Source organism: Candidatus Moraniibacteriota bacterium (genome assembly GCA_028688415.1).
Taxonomy (GTDB): Bacteria; Patescibacteriota; Minisyncoccia; order Moranbacterales; family UBA1568; genus UBA1568.
The window spans coordinates 708,409-731,225 of record JAQTYF010000001.1; the positions used below are offsets into that span (position 1 = coordinate 708,409).

General features: G+C 41.8%; 19 protein-coding genes. 5 read left to right on the forward strand and 14 right to left on the reverse strand.

Annotated elements, in window-relative coordinates:
- The first annotated feature begins 177 nt into the window (after window positions 1-177).
- From PHH40_03440 to PHH40_03450, 3 genes are all read left to right on the forward strand, one after another.
- Window positions 178-537, forward strand: coding sequence for an SUF system NifU family Fe-S cluster assembly protein (locus PHH40_03440; GenBank protein MDD2766789.1), 360 nt, complete (start codon window positions 178-180; stop codon window positions 535-537).
- 278 nt (window positions 538-815) lie between these two features.
- The gene (locus tag PHH40_03445; GenBank protein MDD2766790.1) at window positions 816-1,088 is read left to right on the forward strand and encodes a ferredoxin; all 273 of its coding nucleotides are present in this window, start codon (window positions 816-818) and stop codon (window positions 1,086-1,088) included.
- Between the two features lie 155 nt (window positions 1,089-1,243).
- The gene (locus PHH40_03450; protein ID MDD2766791.1) at window positions 1,244-1,561 is read left to right on the forward strand and encodes an iron-sulfur cluster assembly protein; all 318 of its coding nucleotides are present in this window, start codon (window positions 1,244-1,246) and stop codon (window positions 1,559-1,561) included.
- Between the two features lie 124 nt (window positions 1,562-1,685).
- Here the strand turns inward: PHH40_03450 and PHH40_03455 are convergent, their stop codons facing one another.
- The 12 genes from PHH40_03455 to PHH40_03510 form a co-directional block, all read right to left on the reverse strand.
- Window positions 1,686-2,543 carry a thiamine pyrophosphate-dependent enzyme gene (locus PHH40_03455; GenBank protein MDD2766792.1) on the reverse strand — a complete coding sequence of 286 codons (858 nt, stop codon included), beginning with the start codon at window positions 2,541-2,543 and terminating at the stop codon, window positions 1,686-1,688.
- 12 nt (window positions 2,544-2,555) lie between these two features.
- On the reverse strand, window positions 2,556-4,277 hold the full coding sequence (locus tag PHH40_03460) for a 2-oxoacid:acceptor oxidoreductase subunit alpha (protein ID MDD2766793.1): 1,722 nt from the start codon (window positions 4,275-4,277) through the stop codon (window positions 2,556-2,558).
- A gap of 151 nt (window positions 4,278-4,428) precedes the next feature.
- Window positions 4,429-5,550, reverse strand: coding sequence for a hypothetical protein (locus PHH40_03465; protein ID MDD2766794.1), 1,122 nt, complete (start codon window positions 5,548-5,550; stop codon window positions 4,429-4,431).
- Window positions 5,551-5,581: 31 nt separating this feature from the next.
- Window positions 5,582-7,618, reverse strand: a complete 2,037-nt coding sequence (locus PHH40_03470; GenBank protein MDD2766795.1) for a VWA domain-containing protein — start codon at window positions 7,616-7,618, stop codon at window positions 5,582-5,584.
- A complete protein-coding gene (locus tag PHH40_03475; GenBank protein ID MDD2766796.1) occupies window positions 7,602-8,732 on the reverse strand; it encodes a hypothetical protein in 1,131 nt (376 codons plus the stop codon). Before PHH40_03475 ends, PHH40_03470 begins: the two co-directional genes overlap by 17 nt.
- Before the next feature lie 12 nt (window positions 8,733-8,744).
- Window positions 8,745-10,790: a hypothetical protein gene (locus PHH40_03480; protein MDD2766797.1), complete on the reverse strand. Its 2,046-nt coding sequence runs from the start codon at window positions 10,788-10,790 to the stop codon at window positions 8,745-8,747.
- Between the two features lie 141 nt (window positions 10,791-10,931).
- Window positions 10,932-11,891, reverse strand: coding sequence for a hypothetical protein (locus PHH40_03485; GenBank protein ID MDD2766798.1), 960 nt, complete (start codon window positions 11,889-11,891; stop codon window positions 10,932-10,934).
- 23 nt (window positions 11,892-11,914) lie between these two features.
- On the reverse strand, window positions 11,915-12,115 hold the full coding sequence (locus tag PHH40_03490; GenBank protein MDD2766799.1) for an exodeoxyribonuclease VII small subunit: 201 nt from the start codon (window positions 12,113-12,115) through the stop codon (window positions 11,915-11,917).
- A gap of 24 nt (window positions 12,116-12,139) precedes the next feature.
- Window positions 12,140-13,741 (reverse strand): exodeoxyribonuclease VII large subunit, encoded by a 1,602-nt coding sequence (gene xseA, locus PHH40_03495; GenBank protein ID MDD2766800.1) that lies wholly within the window; start codon window positions 13,739-13,741, stop codon window positions 12,140-12,142.
- Window positions 13,742-13,839: 98 nt separating this feature from the next.
- Window positions 13,840-14,688 (reverse strand): DsbA family protein, encoded by an 849-nt coding sequence (locus PHH40_03500; protein MDD2766801.1) that lies wholly within the window; start codon window positions 14,686-14,688, stop codon window positions 13,840-13,842.
- A gap of 72 nt (window positions 14,689-14,760) precedes the next feature.
- Complete coding sequence (locus PHH40_03505; GenBank protein MDD2766802.1) at window positions 14,761-16,005, reverse strand: glutaredoxin; 1,245 nt, start codon at window positions 16,003-16,005, stop codon at window positions 14,761-14,763.
- A gap of 9 nt (window positions 16,006-16,014) precedes the next feature.
- Window positions 16,015-16,755, reverse strand: a complete 741-nt coding sequence (locus PHH40_03510) for a ferric reductase-like transmembrane domain-containing protein (protein ID MDD2766803.1) — start codon at window positions 16,753-16,755, stop codon at window positions 16,015-16,017.
- 277 nt (window positions 16,756-17,032) lie between these two features.
- On the opposite strand from PHH40_03510, the gene PHH40_03515 reads away from it, so the two are divergent.
- Together PHH40_03515 and PHH40_03520 are read left to right on the forward strand one after the other, a co-directional pair.
- The gene (locus PHH40_03515; GenBank protein ID MDD2766804.1) at window positions 17,033-18,337 is read left to right on the forward strand and encodes an ABC transporter ATP-binding protein; all 1,305 of its coding nucleotides are present in this window, start codon (window positions 17,033-17,035) and stop codon (window positions 18,335-18,337) included.
- Window positions 18,338-18,341: 4 nt separating this feature from the next.
- Window positions 18,342-19,538 (forward strand): ABC transporter permease, encoded by a 1,197-nt coding sequence (locus PHH40_03520; GenBank protein ID MDD2766805.1) that lies wholly within the window; start codon window positions 18,342-18,344, stop codon window positions 19,536-19,538.
- Window positions 19,539-19,560: 22 nt separating this feature from the next.
- Here the strand turns inward: PHH40_03520 and PHH40_03525 are convergent, their stop codons facing one another.
- Together PHH40_03525 and PHH40_03530 are read right to left on the reverse strand one after the other, a co-directional pair.
- Complete coding sequence (locus tag PHH40_03525; protein ID MDD2766806.1) at window positions 19,561-21,339, reverse strand: heavy metal translocating P-type ATPase; 1,779 nt, start codon at window positions 21,337-21,339, stop codon at window positions 19,561-19,563.
- A gap of 24 nt (window positions 21,340-21,363) precedes the next feature.
- Window positions 21,364-22,800 (reverse strand): serine protease, encoded by a 1,437-nt coding sequence (locus PHH40_03530; protein ID MDD2766807.1) that lies wholly within the window; start codon window positions 22,798-22,800, stop codon window positions 21,364-21,366.
- Window positions 22,801-22,817: the final 17 nt, after the last annotated feature.

Here is a 22,817-nt window from a genome sequence, read left to right on the forward strand (position 1 = left end):
TTTAGATGATTGTTATCAGAACAGTTTCAATAACATATAAGGATTCAGAAGAAAGTAAAAAAATTTTTAGATAAACCTGTCCGAAGCAGTTTCGCCCAATGGTTTTCTAAAAAACTTTTTTACTTACTTCTGAAAAATTCATTATTTTTATCCATTTTATATAAGAAATTTTATCGTATGTCTCTTTATCAAGATCTCATCCTCGATCACTATCGCAACCCTCGAAACCAAGGGACACTGAAAAGTGCGACCCACAGTGCTGAAGCTGCCAATCTCTCCTGCGGAGACAGGCTCCATATAGACATAATCGTGAAAAATGATATCATAGAAGATGTAAGGTTTTCTGGTTCTGGTTGTGCTATTTCCCAGGCATCAGCATCACTCTTGACTGAATCCGTCAAAAAAATGCCTATTGAAAAAGCGCTCGCACTCGAGCCTAAGGATATCCTCGAGCTTCTCGGAGTCACGCTCTCGCCTACTCGGCTCAAATGTGGACTCCTCTCTCTCGAGACACTTAAGAAAACACTACGTACTTAGTAAATTGTTAACGAAAATATATATTTTCCTCGGCAATATATAAAGAAGGTGAAGGTTTTCAAAAAATATTTCGTTTTCTTTCTCCGGTTGACGGCGGTAATATTTGCGAAAAAAGTGCCTTTAGAAAACAATCGTGACGCTCGGGACATTCTTATGGACTTAGAGCAGGACAGATTTTTTCTCGGCGACTTTTGTCGGAAATGTTCGACGGAAAGAAAGGGAATGAAAAGGAAATATTTTTGGGAAACTTCTCAAAATAATTTAATAAAAGAAATTGTATGTCACAATGGAAAGACGACACAAAGCCACACGGACCAGTAACCCTCGCCAATGGCTGGACTATAGAAGTCGATGCTAATGCCTGTATCGGAGCTGCTCCTTGCGCTGCCATGGCTGCCAAAACTTTTGGATTAAATGATGACGGAAAAGCTGATGTTCTCGCCACTGCTGACGAAGATAGTAAAGAAACAATTCTCAATGCTGCTCGTGCCTGTCCTGTCGCAGCCATCATTATCAAGGATGAAACTGGAAAAGTTATTTTCCCAGAATAAGACTACTGAGGACTGTCAAACAAAAATGATCCCTGAAAAGATTTCGAAATTTTTTAGACGATCCTTGTCAAAGCAGTTTTGACAAATGGCTCCTAAAAAAATATTTGAAATCTTTTCTTATTCTCAAACTGTATCCTTCTACATTTCTCAAAGATATGTCTCCAAAGAAAACTTCTCTCAAAAACAAAGTTATAGAAAAACTCAAGCTCGTCCTCGATCCGGAGCTCGGTATTTCTATCTGGGAACTTGGTCTCATCTATGAGGTTATTGTCAACAAAGAAGGTGTTTGTGTTATCACGATGACACTCACGACTATCGGTTGTCCCCTCTTTGCGCAGATACAGAAAGAGATCGAGGATCGTGTGATGGAAATACCTGAAATCGAGGAAGTGAAAATCGACCTCGTCTTCGATCCACCGTGGAGTGTCGAAAAAATGTCCGAGGACGCCAAAATCCGCCTCGGTTTGGATTAACGCATATTTGTAGACAAAAAGAAAAACTCTCAAAAACTTTTTAGGAAACCACTTCGCGAAATTGCTTCGGACGGGTTTATCTAAAAGTTTTTGAGAATTTTTCTTTTACAGCTTCCCTGTGTTTCTATTTATAACTCTTGATCAGGGTATTGAGAGCAGCGGTGTCTAGAACTCTCTCAAACATCGGCTCATTGCCTTCGCGAACAAGAGTTTCATAAGAAGGCTTTCCTTCTCGCTGATAGATGATACCGAGAGCGAGACGATCGAGATCAAAAGCCAATTCAAGGGCTTTCATTTTATCAGTTTTATCATGAGCCTCATCCACGTAATAGCCTTTTTCCTTGAACCACTGGTAAGTATTCTGCTTATTGAACACGACGCACGGCTGAAGAACATCGATGAGAGCATAGCCTTTGTGAAGAATCGCTGCTTTAATAATTTCTTTTGTCTGTAAAATATCTCCCGTGAAAGCACGTGCGACAAATGTCGCATCAAGTGACAGCGCTACTGCAAGAGGATTAAACTGATCGACGATCACTCCGTCTGGCTGAATCGGATTTTTGAGTCCCTTCTCACTCATTGGCGATGCTTGACCCTTCGTCAAACCGTAAATCATGTTGTCATGGACAATATTCGTGATATCAGGATTACGACGGATCGTGTGCATAAAATGATTGCCTCCCTCACCATAAGTATCACCATCACCACTCTCTGCGATGACTGTCAGTTTTGGATTTACATTTTTGATAGCTATCGCTGGTGGGAGCGCTCGTCCGTGAAGACCATTGAAATAATTCACGCGCAGGTAGTGTGGGGTCTTGGCAGCCTGACCGATACCAGAACATATCACCACGTCCTGTGGCGCTCTATCGAGCTCAGACAAGGCCATTTTCACGATATTGAGAATAGGAAAATTGCCACAGCCTGGACACCAAGCCATATCCGTCCCCTTCGGCATATCGTAGAGCTTTTTGTCTATCATACAAATATACATCTAAAGTTCAAAATCTTTTATCAGTGTTTTGAATCGTTTTACTACCTCTTCTACAAAGAATGGATCTCCATCATATTTCAGTATTGATTCAGAAATTTTTATACCGTATTCAAGTTTCAAAAGATTTGCAAACTGTCCGCTCGCATTATTCTCCAGCACCACAACTTTTTTCTTTGCAAAAAGCTTTTTGGTATTTTCTGGCAATGGATATACTTGAGAAAAATGCACACCTGCTATACGTTCATCATCAATATGTATCAATGCTTCTTCGAGCACTCCCTTATTCGATCCCCAAGAAATAACAATCATTTCTGCATGATGTACATCGCCGATTTCTGTCGGAAGAAGTGCTTCCTCGCGGATACCTTTTATTTTCCCGAGACGTTTTTCGTGCATCAAAACCCTCATTTCAGCACTTTCTGTGATATGTGCGTCTTCATCGTGTTCGTCACTATCGATACCCACCAATCCTTGGCCATAGCCAGGAACACCACGAGGAGAAATGCCGTCAGGAGTCAGTGCATAGCGTTTGTAATCTGCGTCTGTTTTTATAATATGATTTTCTGGTGTGAGTGTCTGTAAACTTTCTTCAGGAAAACTTCGAATAGAATCAAGGAAGTATTGATCTGTCAGAATAAAGACAGGAATCTGATATTTGTCAGCGATGAAAAACGCTTGCTGTGCAAGAAAGAAAGCTTCTTCGTGTGTGCCTGGGGCAAATACGGCTCGTGGGAATTCACCATGACCAGCATAGAGCACGAGATTGAGATCAGCCTGCTCCGTCCGTGTTGGCAGTCCTGTCGCAGGTCCTGGACGCTGTCCAATATGCACCACAATCGGAGTTTCAATGATACCCGATAAACTTACCCCTTCTGTCATCAAATCAAACCCTCCACCAGAAGTCGATACGATCGCTCTCGCCCCCGCATACCACGCTCCAATACTGTGATTGATAGCCGATATTTCGTCCTCTGCTTGATCGATTACAATACCGAATTCTTTTTTATGCTGCGCCAAGAAAGTAAGGATTCCTGTCCCTGGAGACATCGGGTACGAAGAAATATAGTTACAGCCTGAAGCGAGAATACCGAGACCGAGAGCATCATTACCGTCGATGAGAATTTCCTTTTCTACAGCCTTATTTTGAGAGAGATTGACCTCGATTCCTTCATTATACGCAATATGTTTTCCGAAATCATACCCCTTCTTCCCAGCCTCAATATTTTTTTCTACTATTTCATTCCCCTTGCGAGCAAAACGTTCTCGGAGATATGTTTCAAAGAGTGCTTCGTCAGCACGAAACATCCCAAGGACTATTCCGACCGCTACGGTACTGGTATAGATAGGGTTACCGAGTTCGTTTGCAAACTGTGTGAATGGCACATCGATCACCTGACACACGGTCGTACCACGACACACTTTCTGTCGTTCACCAAGAATGATGGTCTTACTGGTGATACGTTTTTCGAGATGAGGTATGACATCTGCATCGAGTGCGAACAAGAAATCAATACGTTTGACAAATGAGGCACGTCGCTTGTTCGTGATACGGATCTCTGTTGAGTTGCTTCCTCCGCGGATACGCGACATATATTCTTTGCTCGCAAAAACATGGTAGCCCTCACGTTTAAGTACTGACACGAGCGTCGCTTCGATTGTCTGGATACCCATCCCGGCTGATCCACCGAGTACGAGCGATATATCACGAGAAAAATTTTTCATACCGTCTGCTTTTTTATTTGTTTTTTCAGCAAAAGTTTTTTCTTGCTTCTATTATACCACAAGAAAAAATAAAGTCCCCCAAGAGCCAATCCGCCTGCTGACGGAAATCAAAGTTCAAAACAAAAGAAAAAACCGAAGACCAAAGTTAAGCTTACACCCTCACCGCGGACCGACACCCACGATAAATACCATGATTATTAGGAAGATCCCTGTTCAAGAACGCTCGTCCACTGGCGCGGTTCCAACTTCCAAGCAAAACCCAACCACTATCAGGAATCCAAAATCCGAGGTTATAAGTGTTTTTTTCTGAGCCACCACCAGCAGGATCGTTATCAAGCACTTGATTGGTTGTTTCAAGATGAAGGAGAAAGAGTGTCATCCAAGTTTCTGGGGTCATACCCTGTTCCCCTTGGTAGGCTTCATTTTTTTGAATTTGTTCGAGATACTCATGTGGTGTTTTGTTCGCTTCAAGCTTCTTCCTTCCTCCTTGCTCTTTTCCCTTTCCTTCACTTGGGATATCCATCTCTGATTCAAGAAGAAGGATGTGGAAAGCTTGACCTTCCCCCAAAAGTTCATTCTTTGTTTTCCCTCCGTGGTTTTTTCGTGTGAATGAGGTCGGGAAGTAGACAAGAGTACGATTGCCTTCATCCCAACTAAACGGGTTGCGGTAATCAAGTTTCAACGCTTCCATCGTACCATCTTCATTCTTTGACCAGAGTTTTGTTTTTGATGGATCAGGAATACGCTTTTCTGGATCTATTGGATCAGGTATTGAAACATAGTGAGCGAGAAGAGTTTTCTTCATTGTTTCTGTGAATTTCTCAATACTCATTCCAAATGGTACGATAAGGAGTTTTTCAAACCCCTGGTTTGCTTTTGTTTCTACGAGAGTTTGTTTTTCTTTCAGCCTTTTTTGTATTTCTTCCAGTATAGGGAAGTTGTGCCATACCCCTTCGATGTCGGTCATCCCAAGCATCCCTTCTTTGGTTTCGAGGAGGCCTATTTTTTCAAAAATGGTTCTTTGAGTTTCGTATTGTTTTTTGATATTCAGTCTGTTTTCGATTTCGTGGGTATCAAATGCTTTTTCATCAAAATTATCCAAATGGAAGTCTGGTTTTTTTTGTGGCTTTGTTGTTTCTCCAGAAAGAGTCTTTCTATATGCCTCTGCAGAATCAGTGCCCAAAAAAGCCTTGATCAGTTTGATGTTTGATTCTGGATTGGTTTCCTCTGGAGGGAGGATGGTTTTCTGACTAAATGGGTTTTCGAGGGACATAGAATATGACACAAAATGAGTTATCTATCAATTACAACGTATCAATAATTTCTTTCAGAAATTGTTCGAAAATTTCAGGAACTTTATCAAATGATTCGGCATAGTATCCATTGGGCTTATATGTTCCAACCACTGATTTCCCTTCACCGAAACCGATTCCAGCAATCACAAGCCCGTTCCCACTCTTCGCATCCTTCTTCCCGATTTGATCTTCCAATCGTTTGATATGCTGTTGTATTGCGAGAGCATCCGTCTCGCCATCCGACAAAAACAGAATGACTTTTTTCATCTCTCCCTCACGCAACTTATATTCCATCTTTGAATCAAACTGCTCTTTTCGAATGGCATCAAATGTTGCTGATTCGTTGTTATTTCCACCAGGAAGAGCTCGAAGAGCCTTGTGCATACGCACTCGATCAGGATGCGTCAGTTCATCACTCATCGGTTTGACTTCATAATCATCATTCGCAAACATTCGTACTTCTGTCTTGATGTTGAGACGAATATCTTCACCTCGCCGACGCTCTTTCTCCAAACGATTTTGGAATTCAGTCAATGCCTCAGTTACCAATACCGCCAATTTTCTTTGGAGTACCTCTTTCTGACTTCCACGCATCGATCCTGATCCATCACAGACCAATGTAAATTCAAATTCCGATGGAAGATTACGAAATGTTTCTCTCTTCTCAAAATCAAGCATCACCTGAGGATCATCGTGTCCGGCTCTGATCTCTGCAAGAGCCACAGCAGCTTTCCGAGGATCGAGCATTACCCCTTCTTTGACCGACTTTTTCAAAACTCTGCGTATCGATCTTCGTCGTTCGATGACTTGATCAAAGATTTTTGAGAGTGCATCGATATATGGTTCGACAGATTTGAAATCTCGTTTATATGCATCAAAATCAAAAGAAGAAACACCGCGAATATTCTCCAGCGCCTGCTTCTTCTTCTCCGCAATCCGCCTATTGATTTCCTCTATACTTGGAATAGCGTCTGTCTGATCAATCGGATCTGGGATAGCACTTTCAAATGGATCGTCGCCAAAGAGATCTCCTTCACCTTCTTCTAGATCTTCTTCATCAGGATTTTTTTCGCCCTTCTCTCCTGCACCTTTACTATTACCTGATTTTGGCTCGGCTTTTCTGTCTTGCAAATCTTTCTTGTACAGGTCTGCAAAAACTGGCACCACCTGTTGCCACATCTGGAAATATCGAAATTGCACAGAATCAATTGCCTTTTTTCCTTCTTTTTTTCTTCCTTGATTTATTGTCATCAGTGTTCGTTCTACGTCTCTTCGGTTCGTGATGAAATCGATGAGATCCCCTTTTTCTCCAATACTTTTCTTGACGTGTTCTACTGCTGTCGCCACTTCCGGATCGAGAGTCACTGCTTCTTCTGGAAGCATCGCTTGTCGCAAGAGAGCATACATAAACTGCTGATGACGTGGCGTCGGAGTACCTGTCGTCGGATTTTTATTAAGGACTGCACTAGCAAATAATTTTGGATAGAGAACATTTTTTACAGAAGAACCACTCGCAAAACGATCCATCACTTGTTTGTTGACCAAAATATCATCCACACAATTGAAGAGACGATGAAGCGCTTTGGGGAAAGATTGATGGATGTTCGTCGTTCTTTTGATCCGATCAAAGTTCTGATCATAAGCATCTGGATTTCCCAACATATCACGAAAATGTTCTGCTTCATGAAAGTTCACAAAAAGTGCCTCTGCATCTGACATCCCATATTCAAAAAGCATCACAGGATCGATATTCACACGAATATTTTGAAGATCGATATAGGCACCTTCTCCTGGTTTCAGAGTAAGAGAAACATCTGGTGTACCGAAATAGGCATTCACTTGTTTTTCATACTGTTTTTGAAATTGTTCTGCTCGTTTTCGCATTTCTTCATCGAGAGCACTTTCTTTTTTTCCTTTTCGTTCAGTCTGTTCTGCAACATCTCCATCCGAAGAAACATTTTTATCGGACGCAGAAATATTGGAAAGTACTTTTGGCACTTCCGCTTTATTTTGTATATTTGAGAGAAAATTATTTTCCTGGTTCATTGATGTATTTCTTTTTTGCTTTTTCTTCCTGAGCTTTTTTCCGAGCGATGATCTGCCAGACGAAGGTAATATAATCACCGACAAGACCCTGTGCAATATATCCTTTTTCTACTCCTTGACTGATAAAATCTTCACGCATTTTCCAGGCTCTGTCTGAATCAAGGCCTGCAAGACCCCATGCGATATATTCTTTATCTATTCCTTGACTCATGAAGTCTTCACGCATCTGCCAGGCTCTATCTGAGTCGAGACCTACAAAACCTCGTGCGATATATCCTTTTTCTACTCCTTGACTCATGAAGTCTTCACGCATCTGCCAGGCTCTGTCTGAATCAAGGCCTGCAAGACCCCATGCGATATATGCTTTGTCTACTCCTTGACGAATGAAATCTTCACGCATTTTCCAGGCTCTGTCTGAATCAAGGCCTGCAAGACCCCATGCGATAGATCCTTTATCTATTTTTTTATGAAAAAATCTCTGACGAATGAAATCTTCACGCATTTTCCAGGCTCTATCTGAGTCGAGACCAGAAAGACTTCGTGCAATATAGTCTTCATCTATTCCTTGACCGATGAAGTCTTGACGCATCTGCCAGGCTCTTTTTGAGTCGAGACCTGCAAGACTCTGTGCGATAGATCCTTTATCTATTCCTTGACCGATGAAGTCTTGACGCATCTGCCAGGCTCTGTCTGAATCAAGGCCTGCAAGACCCTGTGCGATATCTCCCTTGTTTGCTCTTTGACTGATGAGATCTTCACGCATCTGCCAGGCTCTGTCTGAGTCAAGGCCTACAAGACCCTGTGCGATAGATCCTTTATTTACCTCTTGACTCAGGAGATCTTCCATACATATGAGAGATTTTTCTTCGAACTTAGCAAACCATACTTCGAAGTCTTCTTTCATCTCTGTATCAAATACTTCTTCATCAAAATTGTCTAGATGGAAGTCTGGTTTTTCTTTCTTTGGTTTGATTGCTTCTCCTGCTATGGTTTTTCGATAGGCTTCTGCAGAGTCAGTGCCCAAAAAAGCCTTGATCAGTTTGATGTTTGATTCTGGATTGGTTTCCTCTGGGGGGAGGATGACTTTCTTGCTGAATGGGTTTTCGAGGGACATAGAGATATATTGCTATTTCGTACCGAGAAGAAGCGTCGATTTCATTTTATCAATACGTTCATCGAGTTTTTCAAATATTTTCTGATGAGGATCGGATTCCTTGTATTCAGGAGTATTGATCGCTCCGTGAAGCGTCTGAAGCTCATCATCGCTCACTGATTCGATATGATGCTTTTTAAAATCTTCTGCTGTCCACCCTTCGAACAGTCCTACCGTTCGAATGAGGAGTTCTGTGAGAAATTTCTGATCATCTTCTGAATGTGTTCCTGCTGTTGCAAGAATATTATCAGCAATAATTTCATCCAGTGATTTCGTAAAATTGCTTTCGCGCCAAGGGAGAATAATTTTCCGCATCAAATCACGAGTTGAAATAACTGTCTTTTCCAATTGAGATTTCTCCGCTCGCATCCCCTGCTTCAGTGCCATAAACCGCTGACCCTTTGTCTGTCCAGAAAAAAGTTCTTGTATTTCGCGTACCGCCACAGCGAGTTTGGCAAGTTTCGGAAATTCTTCTGCAGGAAAATTGGGCGGAAAACGTAAACGATCCTTACGGAGAAGAGCGGTCAGTACGAGATCGTAGGTTTCTTCCATTGTCGGATAATCTACCTTTGGTCCACTCCAACGCGAAGCCTGTGCCACATTCCATTCTTGGGTCCCATGATACTGACGCCCAACATTGAATGTACTAAGAACAGCAAATCCTGGATCGATATGGAAAGTCTCATCACCGTTTTCCTGAAGGATAATCGGTTTACCGACAGATTTGATAGCGATATCATTGATACGACCGAGTACCTGAGGAGGGATCATATTGATCTCATCGATAATGATTGGTCTGCCATCTCGGAGCGCACGACCCAGTGGTCCATAATTAAATACTGTCTCTACGTCTCCTCCTTGCACGACAGAACTAAGCACTCTCTCGAGCACTTTGTCGGCGTCAAGCATCACTCCTTGTACACGCATATCTTCGGTATATTTTTGCACCAGTTCGACAGTATCTTTTGATGACCACTCCTTTTCACTTCCTCTTTTGATTTTCAGTTTTCCGATGAGGTCATAAACCGAAGATTCTTCAGAACCGGAGAAAAATTCTGGCTGAAGTCTCTCATAAGCATTATCAAATGATTCTCCTTCATTCACCATTCCGTTTTCAATCATATAGAGCTTGGCGATATGCCTCGCTACTTCTGTTTTACCACTTCCCAAGTGTCCAGCCAGCGTAAATGGCAGTCTATTACGGAGTGCTTCGAGTCCGAGATTCACCACCTTTTTCACAGAAGGGAATTCTACAATGCGATCTTTCTGGAAAGAGTCGCTATATTCTCCGAGTGTCGCCACTCGATCGAGAAATGGTCCGACAGAATCATCTTCTCCTTGGAATATTTCCAGGTCTTTTTCTATCGCCTTTTTTTTCGCCTCCAAGCGATCTAGCATCGACGCATCTTTTCCGACAGGAACGCCAGCATGCGAACTTTTACTCTTTTTACGAATATCAGCTAGAGCAAAATCGATACGACTCATCGATAGGAGGAGTCGACTTCTTTTGCGTAACAGCTTCCCATAGAAATAGAGTTTTGTTACTTCTTTTCCGTACGCTTCTCGTATACCCGGAATTTTCCCTAATTCTCCGAGTTTCTCTATCACGTGAGCGAGCTCTTTTTCTGCATCAACAGCAGAATGTTCACTTACACCCTCTACTTCTCTGTCAATCGATGCTTGTGTCGGAATATATCTCCCACCGATTTTCTCTCCTTTTATTGACGTTTCATCGTCATTCAAGAGAGCTTCAAGTTCGGCGTCCAAAGTATCTTCTTCTTGCTTTGCAGATGGTTTTTCGTTTGAATCCACACTCATCGTCCGTACGAGATCACGCCGTTTCGCAACGAGAGTCTGTATTTGATAAATGAGATCGGTCTGTTCTTCGGGAGATCGCTTCGCAAAAGGAATCTCCTGTTCTTCATCTTCTCTCCTTTCACTCTTGGATCCACCGAGAGCCGTCTCTGCAAATTGCTGTGCTGTTTCAGAAGCGAATAAGAACGATTTTGTTTCTGACATAGTGTTATGATTCAAATAATTTGTATCTCATTTGTACTTCTAGTATATCACAAAAGATTCTCTATTCTACCGAATTTATCCTCTATTAAGCTTGACGAGCGGACTAACTCACCTGTCTAGACGACAAAGCTGGCCAGAATATTAATAACGGCGGGAGAAACAGACGCCCACGTTGCTACTCGGATCCTCCGGATCATCCCTGCCCACGACCGCACCGCCTCTATCAAAGTGGCCGATATTGACGAAGTCGCCACCCGAAGAGCGTGAACTCGTCCAATAGTATTCACTCTCGTGTATCCTGGTGCCTATCTTTTGATTTATGAGCACCATATACTGGAAGCGTTCTGAGAAAGAGTCTCTCGTCAGAGCAGTGATTGTGAGAGTGTTTAAGATGCGTGATATTTCCTTCCAGTTCTTGTGGTAGTTCTGCCAGAGTTTCTCGATGTGTGGTTTCTGTGTTTCATATTCTTTGATCGCTTGTCTGTATACTTCTGTGTCTGAACATTCCTTTCTGAGAGAGTCGGTTTGTTCGAGGTAGTTTTGATTCTTGTATTCTACTGTATTTGAAACCAGTGCCCAGCCACGTCTAGGGGTTTCTTCGGTGTAGGTAGGATCATTGCTGTTGAAATGAATTCCAATAAGCAAATCACCATTTTGCTGCTTGCTCCCGAGAAGTTCTGTCATTTTCTTACCTGAGAGCTTGGTCCCATCAGGAAGCATATCCCAATTCAAACACAAAGTAAGTCCTTTTTCTTGTGCATCTTTGAGATCTTCTCTTGAAAATGGAATAGGTGGCACATCCTCCGGAGTGAATCCAAAAGCTTCTTGGAATTCTTTTGGTCCGAGGAAGTTTTCTCCGAAGAGAGTTTCTGCTTCTTCTTGTTCTACTTGGTTGTGTTGTTCAAATGCTTTTTCATCGAAATTATCCAAATGGAAGTCTGGTTTTTGTTGTGGCTTTGTTGTTTCTTCAGCAAGAGTCTTTCGGTATGCCTCTGCAGAATCAGTGCCCAAAAAAGCCTTGATCAGTTTGATGTTTGATTCTGGATTGGTCTCCTCTGGAGGGAGGATGGTTTTCTTGCTGAATGGGTTTTCGAGGGACATAGTACTTGACGCGAATGAAAAAATTATTCTTTTTCAAGTTCTTTTTTGACTACTTCGAATTCGTTTTCGATTTCTTTGAGACGGGTACGGCTCTCTTTGATGAGGACAGTACCTTCCTTGATTTTTTCGAGGCCTTTTTCGACATCCACTTCTTCCTGATTATCGAACCAAGCGATGATTTCTTGCACCTTTTTCAGCGATTCACTGAGATTTACTTTTGACATATTCTTGTACGTTATATAGATTATTTATTCGAATATTTCTTCTACTTTTGCGGTCACTTTTCCTCGACTGAGTTGTACAGAAAGTATATCACCGATCTTCACATCACAACTTTTCTTCACCACTCGTATCCCCTGACGTACCAGACTGTATCCGAGCTTGAGAACATTCATCGGATCGTACTGCGCGAGACGTTCACTCTGATGGAGGAGCGTTTCTTCTGATTGTTTCAGAAGTGCTGTCATGCCTTGATAGAGGCTTTTTCTTCCTTGATTGAGGAGTTCTTTTTTTCGTTCTATCGTCGATTGGACGAGGAAAAGTCGCTCTTTCAAATCCTGATGCAAGGTCGTCACGAGTGTACGGAAATGTTCAAGATATGAAAGGAGATGGAGACCCTCATCCTCGAGTGTTTTTTGTATCAGAGTGAGATTCTGAGAAAAAAGCATCGGGAGATGTGTCTCGAAATGTCTTACGAGTTGTCGTGCTTCATCAAAATGCAGACGAAGTTCCTTGGCAGTGGCAGTCGGTGTCGATACCATCACGTCCGAGACGAGTGCTGCGAGTGTCACATCTCGTTCATGACCTACGCCGAGGAGTGTTGGTATGTGAGACATCGCCACTGCACGAACAAGAACTTCATTATTGAAAGCTTGCAGACTCTCGAGACTCCCTCCGCCACGAACGATCACGAGCACATCATATTTCTCCGGATGCGTATTGAAGTATTTGATGGCATTCATTATTTCAAAAACCGCTTTCTTGCCTTCCACACTCGTCGGGAAAAATGTCACATGAAATCCCTGGGCTCCCAAGTTCATCGTGAAGTCACCAATAGCCGCCCCCTGTTCTGATGTAATAAGCGCGATACGTTCCGGAAATGCTGGCAACACACGTTTTCGTTCGAGAGCGAAGAGTCCTTCTTGTTCAAATTTAAGCTTCAGGGCTTCATACGCTTTTTGGAGAGCACCAACTCCAGAAAGCTCGATCACTCCCACTTTCATTGAGAGACGTCCGCTCGGTTTATAGATATCCGGTACCCCCTCGACGATAATCTCGTCTCCAATAGCTATTTTCACCCCGGAAACATCGTATTGGAAACGAAAAATAAGACAATTGAGTGTGCTCTCGTCCTTACTGTCTTTGATGGTAAAATACACCACTCGTTCTCGCTCATCGACACTCGATACTTCTCCTTGCACACGCGAGGCCATACCCGAGAGCTCCATATTGAGCCCATCGAGAAACTGACTGACCGAGAGGGTATCAGATGCAGGATAATTGATGCCTGATAATTGATCTTCTTGAATAGAAAGGTTTCCTTTTTTTTCTTTGTTTCCGATTTTTTTTCTTGCATCACTTATCTTGTATCCATTATCTTCGATGTCCGAAGCATTCACCATTCTCTCATCACCACCCGTTCGTTCTTGGATAATCTTCAATAAAACACTCCCATATTTCCGAAATTTTGCCTCTTTCAAGCCCTTGATACAGAGCATTTCTTCCTTATTCTGAGGCAATGTATCAGAGAGAGCCTGCAAGACAGCATTCGGAAACACACGAAAAGTTTCCACGCCCTCGGTACGTGCTTGTGTATCTCTCCATCTTCTCAATTCCTGTAAAATAGCCATGCAAAGATGTCTTATAAATCATATTCCTTTTTATTATAGCAAAAAAAGAAAAACCCTGCTCTCAAGCAAGGTTTTCCTCAGACAATTCAATTTCCTTACTATTTCAGATATTTGTCGACGACCGATTGCATATCCGTGAAACTATAAGCACCTTTGAAATTCTCCGTGTTTACAAAAAACTTTGGGGTACCACTCATACCAAAAGTGGTTGCAATAGCACTGTCTTCTGCGATACGGCCATCATATTTGCCACTTTCGAGACATGATTGCATATCGCCTGGCTTCACCGCACTCTTCAGGAACTCTGCGATCACACCTGCTTTCGACTTGTCATTCTTGACATCATTGTTCATCAGGTTATACCCTGCTTCACTCATGAGTAAGTCATGGACTTCCCAGAACTTCTTCTTTTCAAATCCACAATAGAGAGCTTTGGTACCCATTTCGCCATTTCCGTGTCCATTCGCGTAGACCCAGACAAAACTCGCCTTTCCTGCGTCTACAAGCTTCTTCATTTCTGGTACTGGAGCCACATATTTTCCACCGTCTTTCACCATAGTGAATTGTGGGCCAGCCGATTTGTTCAAATTTGGATTTTGTCCAGCAGCGATATTGCAGTATGGACAGCTCGGATCACTAAATTCGACAAAAACTACTTTGGCATTCTTTTTGCCAAACGTGATATTTTTTCCATTAAACAGTCCTTGTATCTGGTCCATAGTCACCGTTGGTTCGTCCGGTTGTTGCTGTTGTGTTCCGATATCAGCTTTTGGTGCAGATATTGATAAATTCGCCAATACTTTGGATAATTTTTCTGTCCCAAGAATAACTGATCCAGCAATGATAAGTCCTGTCAAAAGCACTGCTCCTGAAAGAAGCAAGGCGTCAGAACCAAATTTCTTTCCTTTTTGTTTCTCTTCTTGAGAAGATACAATTTCTCCTTCCATATCATTTTTTTGATTATTATTTAGCTTGATCAGTATAGCAGATTCTTACCGTACATTCAACATTCCGCCTCTCTACAAAAAACGAAGTACTGTTGGATGAAAAATAAGGAGATATCCGAGAATAAGCATGAGTATGCCTCCAATCAAATTGGACCATTTGGAATACGCTTGTGTGAGATGAAGTTTCTCGAAGCCCCAAAGAGCCAATCCAAAAACAAGAAAATCATCAACCATATAAAAAAGAATATAGAGAGCCATATACCACTGTGTCTGCAAGAAATTCAAATCGTTCATTTGAATAATTTTTGTAAAAGCCTGTGGAATACCTATGGAGCAGGCAAATTCGATCACGTTGACCGAAAAAGCGAGAGCAATCACGCCAATCGCTGTCAACCACGTGAATGGTTCACTTGCGAGTTTTTTGATTCGTCCAGAAATTTTCACTCGCCCCTCGAGATTAACCACCTGACATGTTCCATCAGACTTGTGCCATTCGTACAGAAAAAACAATCCTCCTCCGATCGAAACAATACCAACTATCGGGGTAATAAAACGATCAAGTCCTACAAAATCCCACGTTGTAAACCATATATTCAAAATAAGATAATACATCACGGCCTCCGCAATAATAAAGAGTCCAGCGACAGTCCACATACGCCGACGAGACCCCATCTGTACCAGCACGAGAAGAAATGTCACCAAGACCCACATCGCACATGGATTAAATCCATCGATCAGTCCTAAAACACCTGAAAGTACAGGGAGGGAATACTGCATCACATCGAGCGTCTTATTGGTAAATGGAAGAGTAACAAAAAAGGGTTCTTCTGCTGGCAGGACACAAACATCGCCCTCACAGATTTCTCCAACCTTTTCTGTCGCATCACTCGATATTCCGGATAACAGTCCTTCTATCCCAACAAGATCTGTACCTTTATTCGCTTTAATAAGCTTTTCTATACGAACTCCTGTCGTTTCCTCTGTATCAAAACCCTGCAGAACTGTCACGCCAATAACGGTAATAGGAGTAGCTTTCGAAAGTTGCTGAGCTTCCGTAAAACGATCATAGAGATTTTTTCCATCTTTCGTTTCTATATCAAGAAAACGTACTTCGATGTCATCTCTTTGTTCCTGCAATTTTTCGAGATAGACTTTCTCTTTCTGACAGTGAGCGCAATCCTGTCGTTCAAACATTTCGATCAGGACTTTTCCTTCTGCTACACTCGATGTTTCAGATGCGAATACTTCCATCGGGATAAAAACCAAACTCCAAAATGCAAGAGTGTATAGTATTTTTTTTCCTAAGAAATTCATCATACAGAAATATTACAATAAAGTCACAGCATGTGATGTATGGTACTCATCATATTTCTCGCTTATATAGACAATGATTTCTCTTAAAAAAGGGAGGAAATTCTTCCAAGCCAGCAATTTGAGCAAAATGTATCCGAGGACAATGAAAAAAGGTTGGAGCAACTCAAAAATATCATATCCGTGACTCCCGGCCTTGAGAAAGAAAATGTGGAGAAGCATTGTGATCAAAATAATATAGACCAGGCGATGAAGCCTCTTCCAATTCTTCCCACCCAAGAGACGGATACTCGAAGTATTAGACGTAAGGAGTAGTGGGAGAGTAAAAATGAGCGCCAAAATACCAAAATAAAACAATGGGTGCATAGAGAAAAAATGGGCATTCAGATACGGCGCAATGTCTAGAGAAAAGGAGAGCGGATCAACGAAATAAGCCACGCCGTGGACAAGAGCAAAGCATCCCATCATGATACCAAATTCTCGCCTGAGTCCCATCAATTGTGAGAGTAGTCTCATTCGAAAAATCTTCGAGAGTGGGCCAAGAAAGAGAATGCCCAGAAGCATTCCCTCTGCATAACTACCAAAGTCTTTTCTCATCTCGGGAAAAATAATGAAAATAAGGCTCAGAAAAGCAATAATAAGCAATAATTTTTTGATCCATAGAAAGTGCTGTGCAAGAAAATCACACAGCATATCATGGAAACGGAATATCATCAATACTACAGGATCGATAAATTTGAGAAACGTAATGATCATACTGTAAATAGAAACTCACTACCGATAAAAAAGCAACCCCAACAAAGATAAAAGAATAATATGGATAACACCTACAACAATAATTACTGGCTCTCGTCGCATATTCATGTGTCGCATATATCTTCTTCTTTCATAGTAACGTACCCTCATAGTCTTTGCAACACAAATTTTTCTTACTTATTTTTCAAACAAAAAAACTGATATTTTTCCATTCCTCTTTTTCTATAGAAATATGGTATAATGAAGACAATATTTTTCATTTCTATGAAACCCATCAATGAACGACCCGATCATTTCTGCCAATAAACTGCGCGTCATCTACAATCAAGGAGCTTCCAATGAAATGCGGGCGCTTGAAGAGACGGATGTCGCCATCTATCCTGAAGAATACGTTATTATCTACGGTCCATCTGGGTGTGGAAAGTCGACACTTTTGTATTCCCTTTCTGGATTGCAAAGCGCTACCTATGGGACCGTCTCTTTTCATGGTAAAGTCATTGCTCAAATGAGCCGAAAAGAAGACCTCGCATTGCACCAAACAGGTATCGGAATGATTTTTCAAGCTTTCTATCTCATCGGATCACTCGATATTCTTGATAATGTGTGTCTTCCCAAGGTGTTCCGCGGTACCGATCCCGAAGAAAGAAGGAAGGAAGGGTTTCAGCTTCTGCGTCGTTTTGGTATTGCCGAACAGGCAGACAAATTTCCAGGGCAACTCTCTGGTGGACAAAAACAACGCGTTGCTATTGCACGATCACTCATCAATAACCCTGAAATTATTTTTGCCGATGAACCGGTTGGAAACCTCGATAGTGCCAGTTCCGAGAACGTGCTCCAAATCCTCAAGGAACTCAATGAGATCGACAAAAAAACTATCGTGCTCGTCACACATAATCCAGAACACCTCGTCTATGCGGATCGTGTTATTTTCATGAAAGATGGTCGTATTGTCAAAGAAGAAATACACAAAGAAAAACGACCGATCAAGATTGAGAAAAAGGAGGAAGAAGAACAGGCCTTGGAATCTATGGAACTCAAGATTTTGATGGCGTCCTTCAAAAACCTCCTTCCACAACAAATTGATATCCTTTTGGTTCCTTTCAAAGCAAAACAACTTATCACTCATCTCCTTTCCCAATTAAGCGAAGAACAGGTTTCAACTGCCGAAGCCTTCCTCAAAGAACTCCTCTTCAAAAATATCGATATTTCACGATTTTCAGAACAACTCGATCTCCCTCTCGAAGCAGGTGGGGCTGGTTGGAACAAAATGCGGGCTCGATCATTCTCTGAAGACGTCATTACTATTCTCAATCAGGTAGAAAAATTGAAGAAAGATCCAGAAGAAGGATCTGCTTCTTTCCTGGAATATCTCATTGATCGTTTTCATCTCTCTCTCGCGCCAACCCAAAAAACACAATTTCAGAAACTTATCAATCTTCGTATTGCGAGCAAGGTTGGACAAACAGGACTTCAAAAAAATCTTGATGAAAAAATTACTGCCGGAGGTATCGGTCTCAACAAAATCACGGCCGAAAAAGTTGTTCGCGAAATAGAAATTATTATGCTTCTCAAATATTCTTAAATCTATGCGTTTTTTCGATCTCCTCAAATTGTCTCTTCGTATGTTCAAGGCTCGCACGATGCGAACACTGTTGACGATTCTCGGTATGAGTGTCGGTATTTCAGCTATTATTTTTCTTGTATCTTTCGGGTATGGATTACAGCTGACACTTCTCGAAAAAATTACAACATCTGATGCTCTCGTCACGCTCGACGTGACACTTGGTGATACGAAAGATGATCGTAGTCTCGATGAAACAGCTATTAGTGAGCTTCGAACAATCCCTACAATAAGCGATATCATCCCTGTTCTCGAACTTCCTGGACAAGGGAAATTCGAGGACTTCACGCTCGACGTAGACACAATAAGTTCTTCTGCATCACTTTTCAAAAATGAGGGATTAAAGCTCGAGGAAGGAAAATTTTTTACAGAAACTGAATCAGAGAATGTAGTGATCACATCGGCAGTCGTGCGTATTTTCGATATCACTCCAAAAGAAATGATTGGCAAAACAGTTTCACTTACTTTGTTTCAGAGTAATACATCTGGTCAGACTGACGCACAGGCATCGTATGAACCCGATGTACTTTATACCGTCGTTGGTGTTATTGCTGGCGAAGAAAACATTATTTATCTCCCACTCAATTCGCTATCAGACTTTGCTATCGAAGGGTATACAAAATTGAAAGTGAAATGTGCTTCAACAAATGTCTTGAATCAAACTCGTAGCGAGGTAGAATCCAAAGGTTTTGCTGCTTCTTCTATTTCTGAAACCATCGACCAGGCCAACAAAGTATTCAGCATCGTACAAATTATCCTTATGGTTTTCGGAATGATTGCCCTCATCGTTTCCGCTATCGGTATGTTCAACACGATGACTATTGCCCTCCTCGAACGTACCGAGGAAATCGGAATTATGAAAGCTATCGGTGCTTCACGAGGAAGTATTTCTATGATGTTTATTATGGAATCTACTCTCATGGGATTTCTTGGTGCCCTCGGAGGAGTCATTCTCGGATACGTCGGGGGCAAAATACTCAATGTGCTCATCAATCTCATTGCCAATCGTTTTGGAGGTGAGTCTGTCAGCCTCTTCTACAATCCTGCCTGGTTCATCCTCACTGTTATAGGTTTCGGTGCATTCATTGGTTTTCTCACGGGTCTCTTCCCAGCTCGCAAGGCTTCTTCTATCGATACTTTGGAAGCATTACGTTACAAATAAAATAAGCATTCAGGAATGAATGTTATTCGTATGTGGATCGAAGCGCGTTGATAATAACGAGCACGTCTATCGCTTCCTGAATGAGAGCTCCGGAAAGTGGCGTGATCATGCCGAGAGAAGCTCCTATCATACCAAGTGATGACAAGCCGATACCGATAAGAATACTCTGCAAAGCCACATGGTATGATCGCCGACCAATATGTATGGCATCACGAATAAGAAAAGCATTGTGTCCAAAAATAGCGACGTCAGCAGCTTCTATTGAGGCACTATTTTCTGATCCAGAGAATACGATACCGACATCTGCAAGAGCGAGAGCCGGGGCATCGTTCATTCCATCTCCTACCATACCGACAAGGTGTCCTTCTTTCTGATACCGCTGTATCAAGGCTGTTTTATTCTCTGGACGACACCGTGCGTATATCGGCAATTGGAATTGGCCAAAAAGACGCTCAGCATTCTCTTTCTTGTCCCCCGTCAATATACCGAGCGTATAATTATGTTTTCTCAAATATTCAAATGTCTGAGACACCTCTGCTTTGAGCTCATCATCAAAAAAGAATCGTGCCAGAAGAATGTCTTCTTTCATCAAATCAACGACAATACCGCTATTTTCCGAATGCTGAACAGACTGCACCATACTGTATTGCTGTCCACCAATATTTCCAAATATTCCTTCTCCAATTTTCTCCTCTACCTGTTCCGCTACAATATGTTCTCCTTCTGACAGGTGATACTCTCGAATAATAGCTTTGGCAATAGGATGAAAGGAGTGTTGTTCGAGAGCAGAAGCAAGTGCGAGAGCTTTTTCTTGAGAAATTGATTTATCAAAAAGTACAATTTTTTTCAGTTGAGGAATACCAAGTGTCAACGTCCCTGTTTTATCAAAGAAAAACATCTTTGTTTTGGCAAGCAACTCAAGCACGAGTGGACTCTTGATAATAATATTTTTTCTTGCTGCTTTATTGAGCCCACCGATGAAACTGATCGGTGCCGCAATGAGGAGTGGACACGGTGTTGCAATGACAAGCACAGCAAGAAACCGTTCCCAATCACCTGAAAAGGCAAGAGCTCCAAAGGCGAGAGCAAGAGCAAAAAAAGTAAAATAAATATTGTATTGTTCTGCAAGACGAGCTATCGGTGCTGGATGCACCTTCCCTTCTTCTACGAGAGACAGTATTTTTCTATAACTCGAATGTTCAAAATCTGAGAGCACCTGGAGATTGATCGACGTACCGACATTGACCGTACCACTTTTGAGAACAGCCATCTCGACATACACAACTGGTTCCATTTCTCCAGTGATATTTGCTTCATTGAGTAATGCTTTCTCTGAGAGCAGACGTCCATCAAAAGCCAGCATCTCGTTGGGACGAATAGAGAGAATATCTCCTTTGTGTACATCCTGCAAAGAAACTTCTTCTGTACCTCCAGAAACGACACGGAGTGCGACCTTTGGAATGTTTTCAAAAAGTCCACGGAGCGTTTTTTCTGCTTTACGAGAGCCATAATTCTCAAGAGCAGTGCTCATCACCACCATCAGAGAAACGACCGCTCCTGCCAAAAATTGACTCAAGACAAAGGCAGTACCGAGTGCGAGAAATGCGAGATAATCGAGATTCCATCGCCCCCTCCTCACACGTCTATATGATTCCATGAGAAGTTCGGACAATCCAATGAGAATAGCTATTCCATATATGAAATCTCGTTTCGTAAAAAGAGCAATGAGAATACAGCAAAAGATAAAAAAAGGTAATCGAAATTCTTTCTTCCCTAAGAGAAATGCGATACTTCGATACATATTTCTTGTGGTGATAAAAATGTTTTATATTTTTTTTCTTGGATCTTGTGCCAAGGACTGTTCATACTTTTTTATGAGAGATTCATCAGTATGCAAACGTGTTTCAAGCGAAGCAATTTCTTTCTCTTCTCGCACGACCTGACGTAATACCCAAAAAAGAATCGATCCAAAAATACCGAAAAGGAGAAGTCCGATACCGATCAAATAGAGTACTGAATCACCTAAAGCACGGATCTTTTCTTGAAAAACATCCAATCCAGTATCGACTGATGTTCCTCCTTTTTTCCATTCACGACACTGATTTGCATATCTCTCAAAACTTTTTTTCTGCACAAAGAGAGGATTGCTTCCCTCAAGAGATTGATTCAAAGATGTCATTGCTTTATCGCATTGTCTCAAAGAAAAAGCACGAAAACCCTCTCGAAAATACTTGCTATACGCTCCTTGGACAGGGGTAATACCTGTCTGTACCACCAGATTTTTCATCATTTCGATCGGTAATGCAAAAGCGAAATTGTCTCCCTGTTCCCGATCGAGTGCATCCGTCTGAAGTGTCACTATGCCCGTTACCAGTCCTTCTTCATCAAACAACGGGCCTCCGCTCGATCCTTCAGACACCTTGGCATCTGTTTGGAATAATCGGAAACTTTTATCTCCTGACTGTTTGAGCGCGCTCACAACACCTTGAGTAAATGTCGCTTCCAGAGCACTATTTTGATTGAGTTCTGCTGTCGCTGGAAAACCCAAGATAAAGGCTTTTTTTCCAACGGCGAGAGAGGCACTTTCTCCGAGACTCAATGCTGGGAGGCGAGACTCATTGATTTTAATGAGTGCTACGTCTTGTTCATCATTCACAAAATTATCATTCACTGAAACGATACTCGCAGGAAAACCTTGTGAAAAAAGAGCGGTCAAAGATTTTTCTGATGAATCTGGTCGCAATACGACACGCTCCACCGTGAGGTCAAACTGACTGTTATCTATCACGAACTGAAGCACTTTTTGACTGAAGTTATTTTCTGATTCAGAATTGAGAAATGTCTCCATATCAGCATCGCTCAAGAAAAGAGCATTTTCATACAAAACAGACATTGCTCTTTCTGATGCCAGTATCTGCTTGAGGGTTTCTTCTGAAACGACATGTGCATTGGTCGCGATATATCCATCTGGATGAATGATAAATCCGCTCCCTACAAGGTATTCGTCAATTGTTACTTTACTGTATTTATCCGGTATGATTGCAACGGTGTTTTTTACAATATCTACTTTGATAAAAGGTATCTGAGCACTTCCAGTTGTATGACTCACGATACGTACGATTGACGGCTTGACCAAGTCAACCAATGCCTCTTCAGGAAGTAATTCTTTGGCTTCCATTGATTGAGGAAGAGAGAAAAAGGTAAACAACAAGAAACCAGACAACAAAAAGGAATGAAACAATAAGGAAGCTGGTACGGGCATAAAATCCAAATAACGCT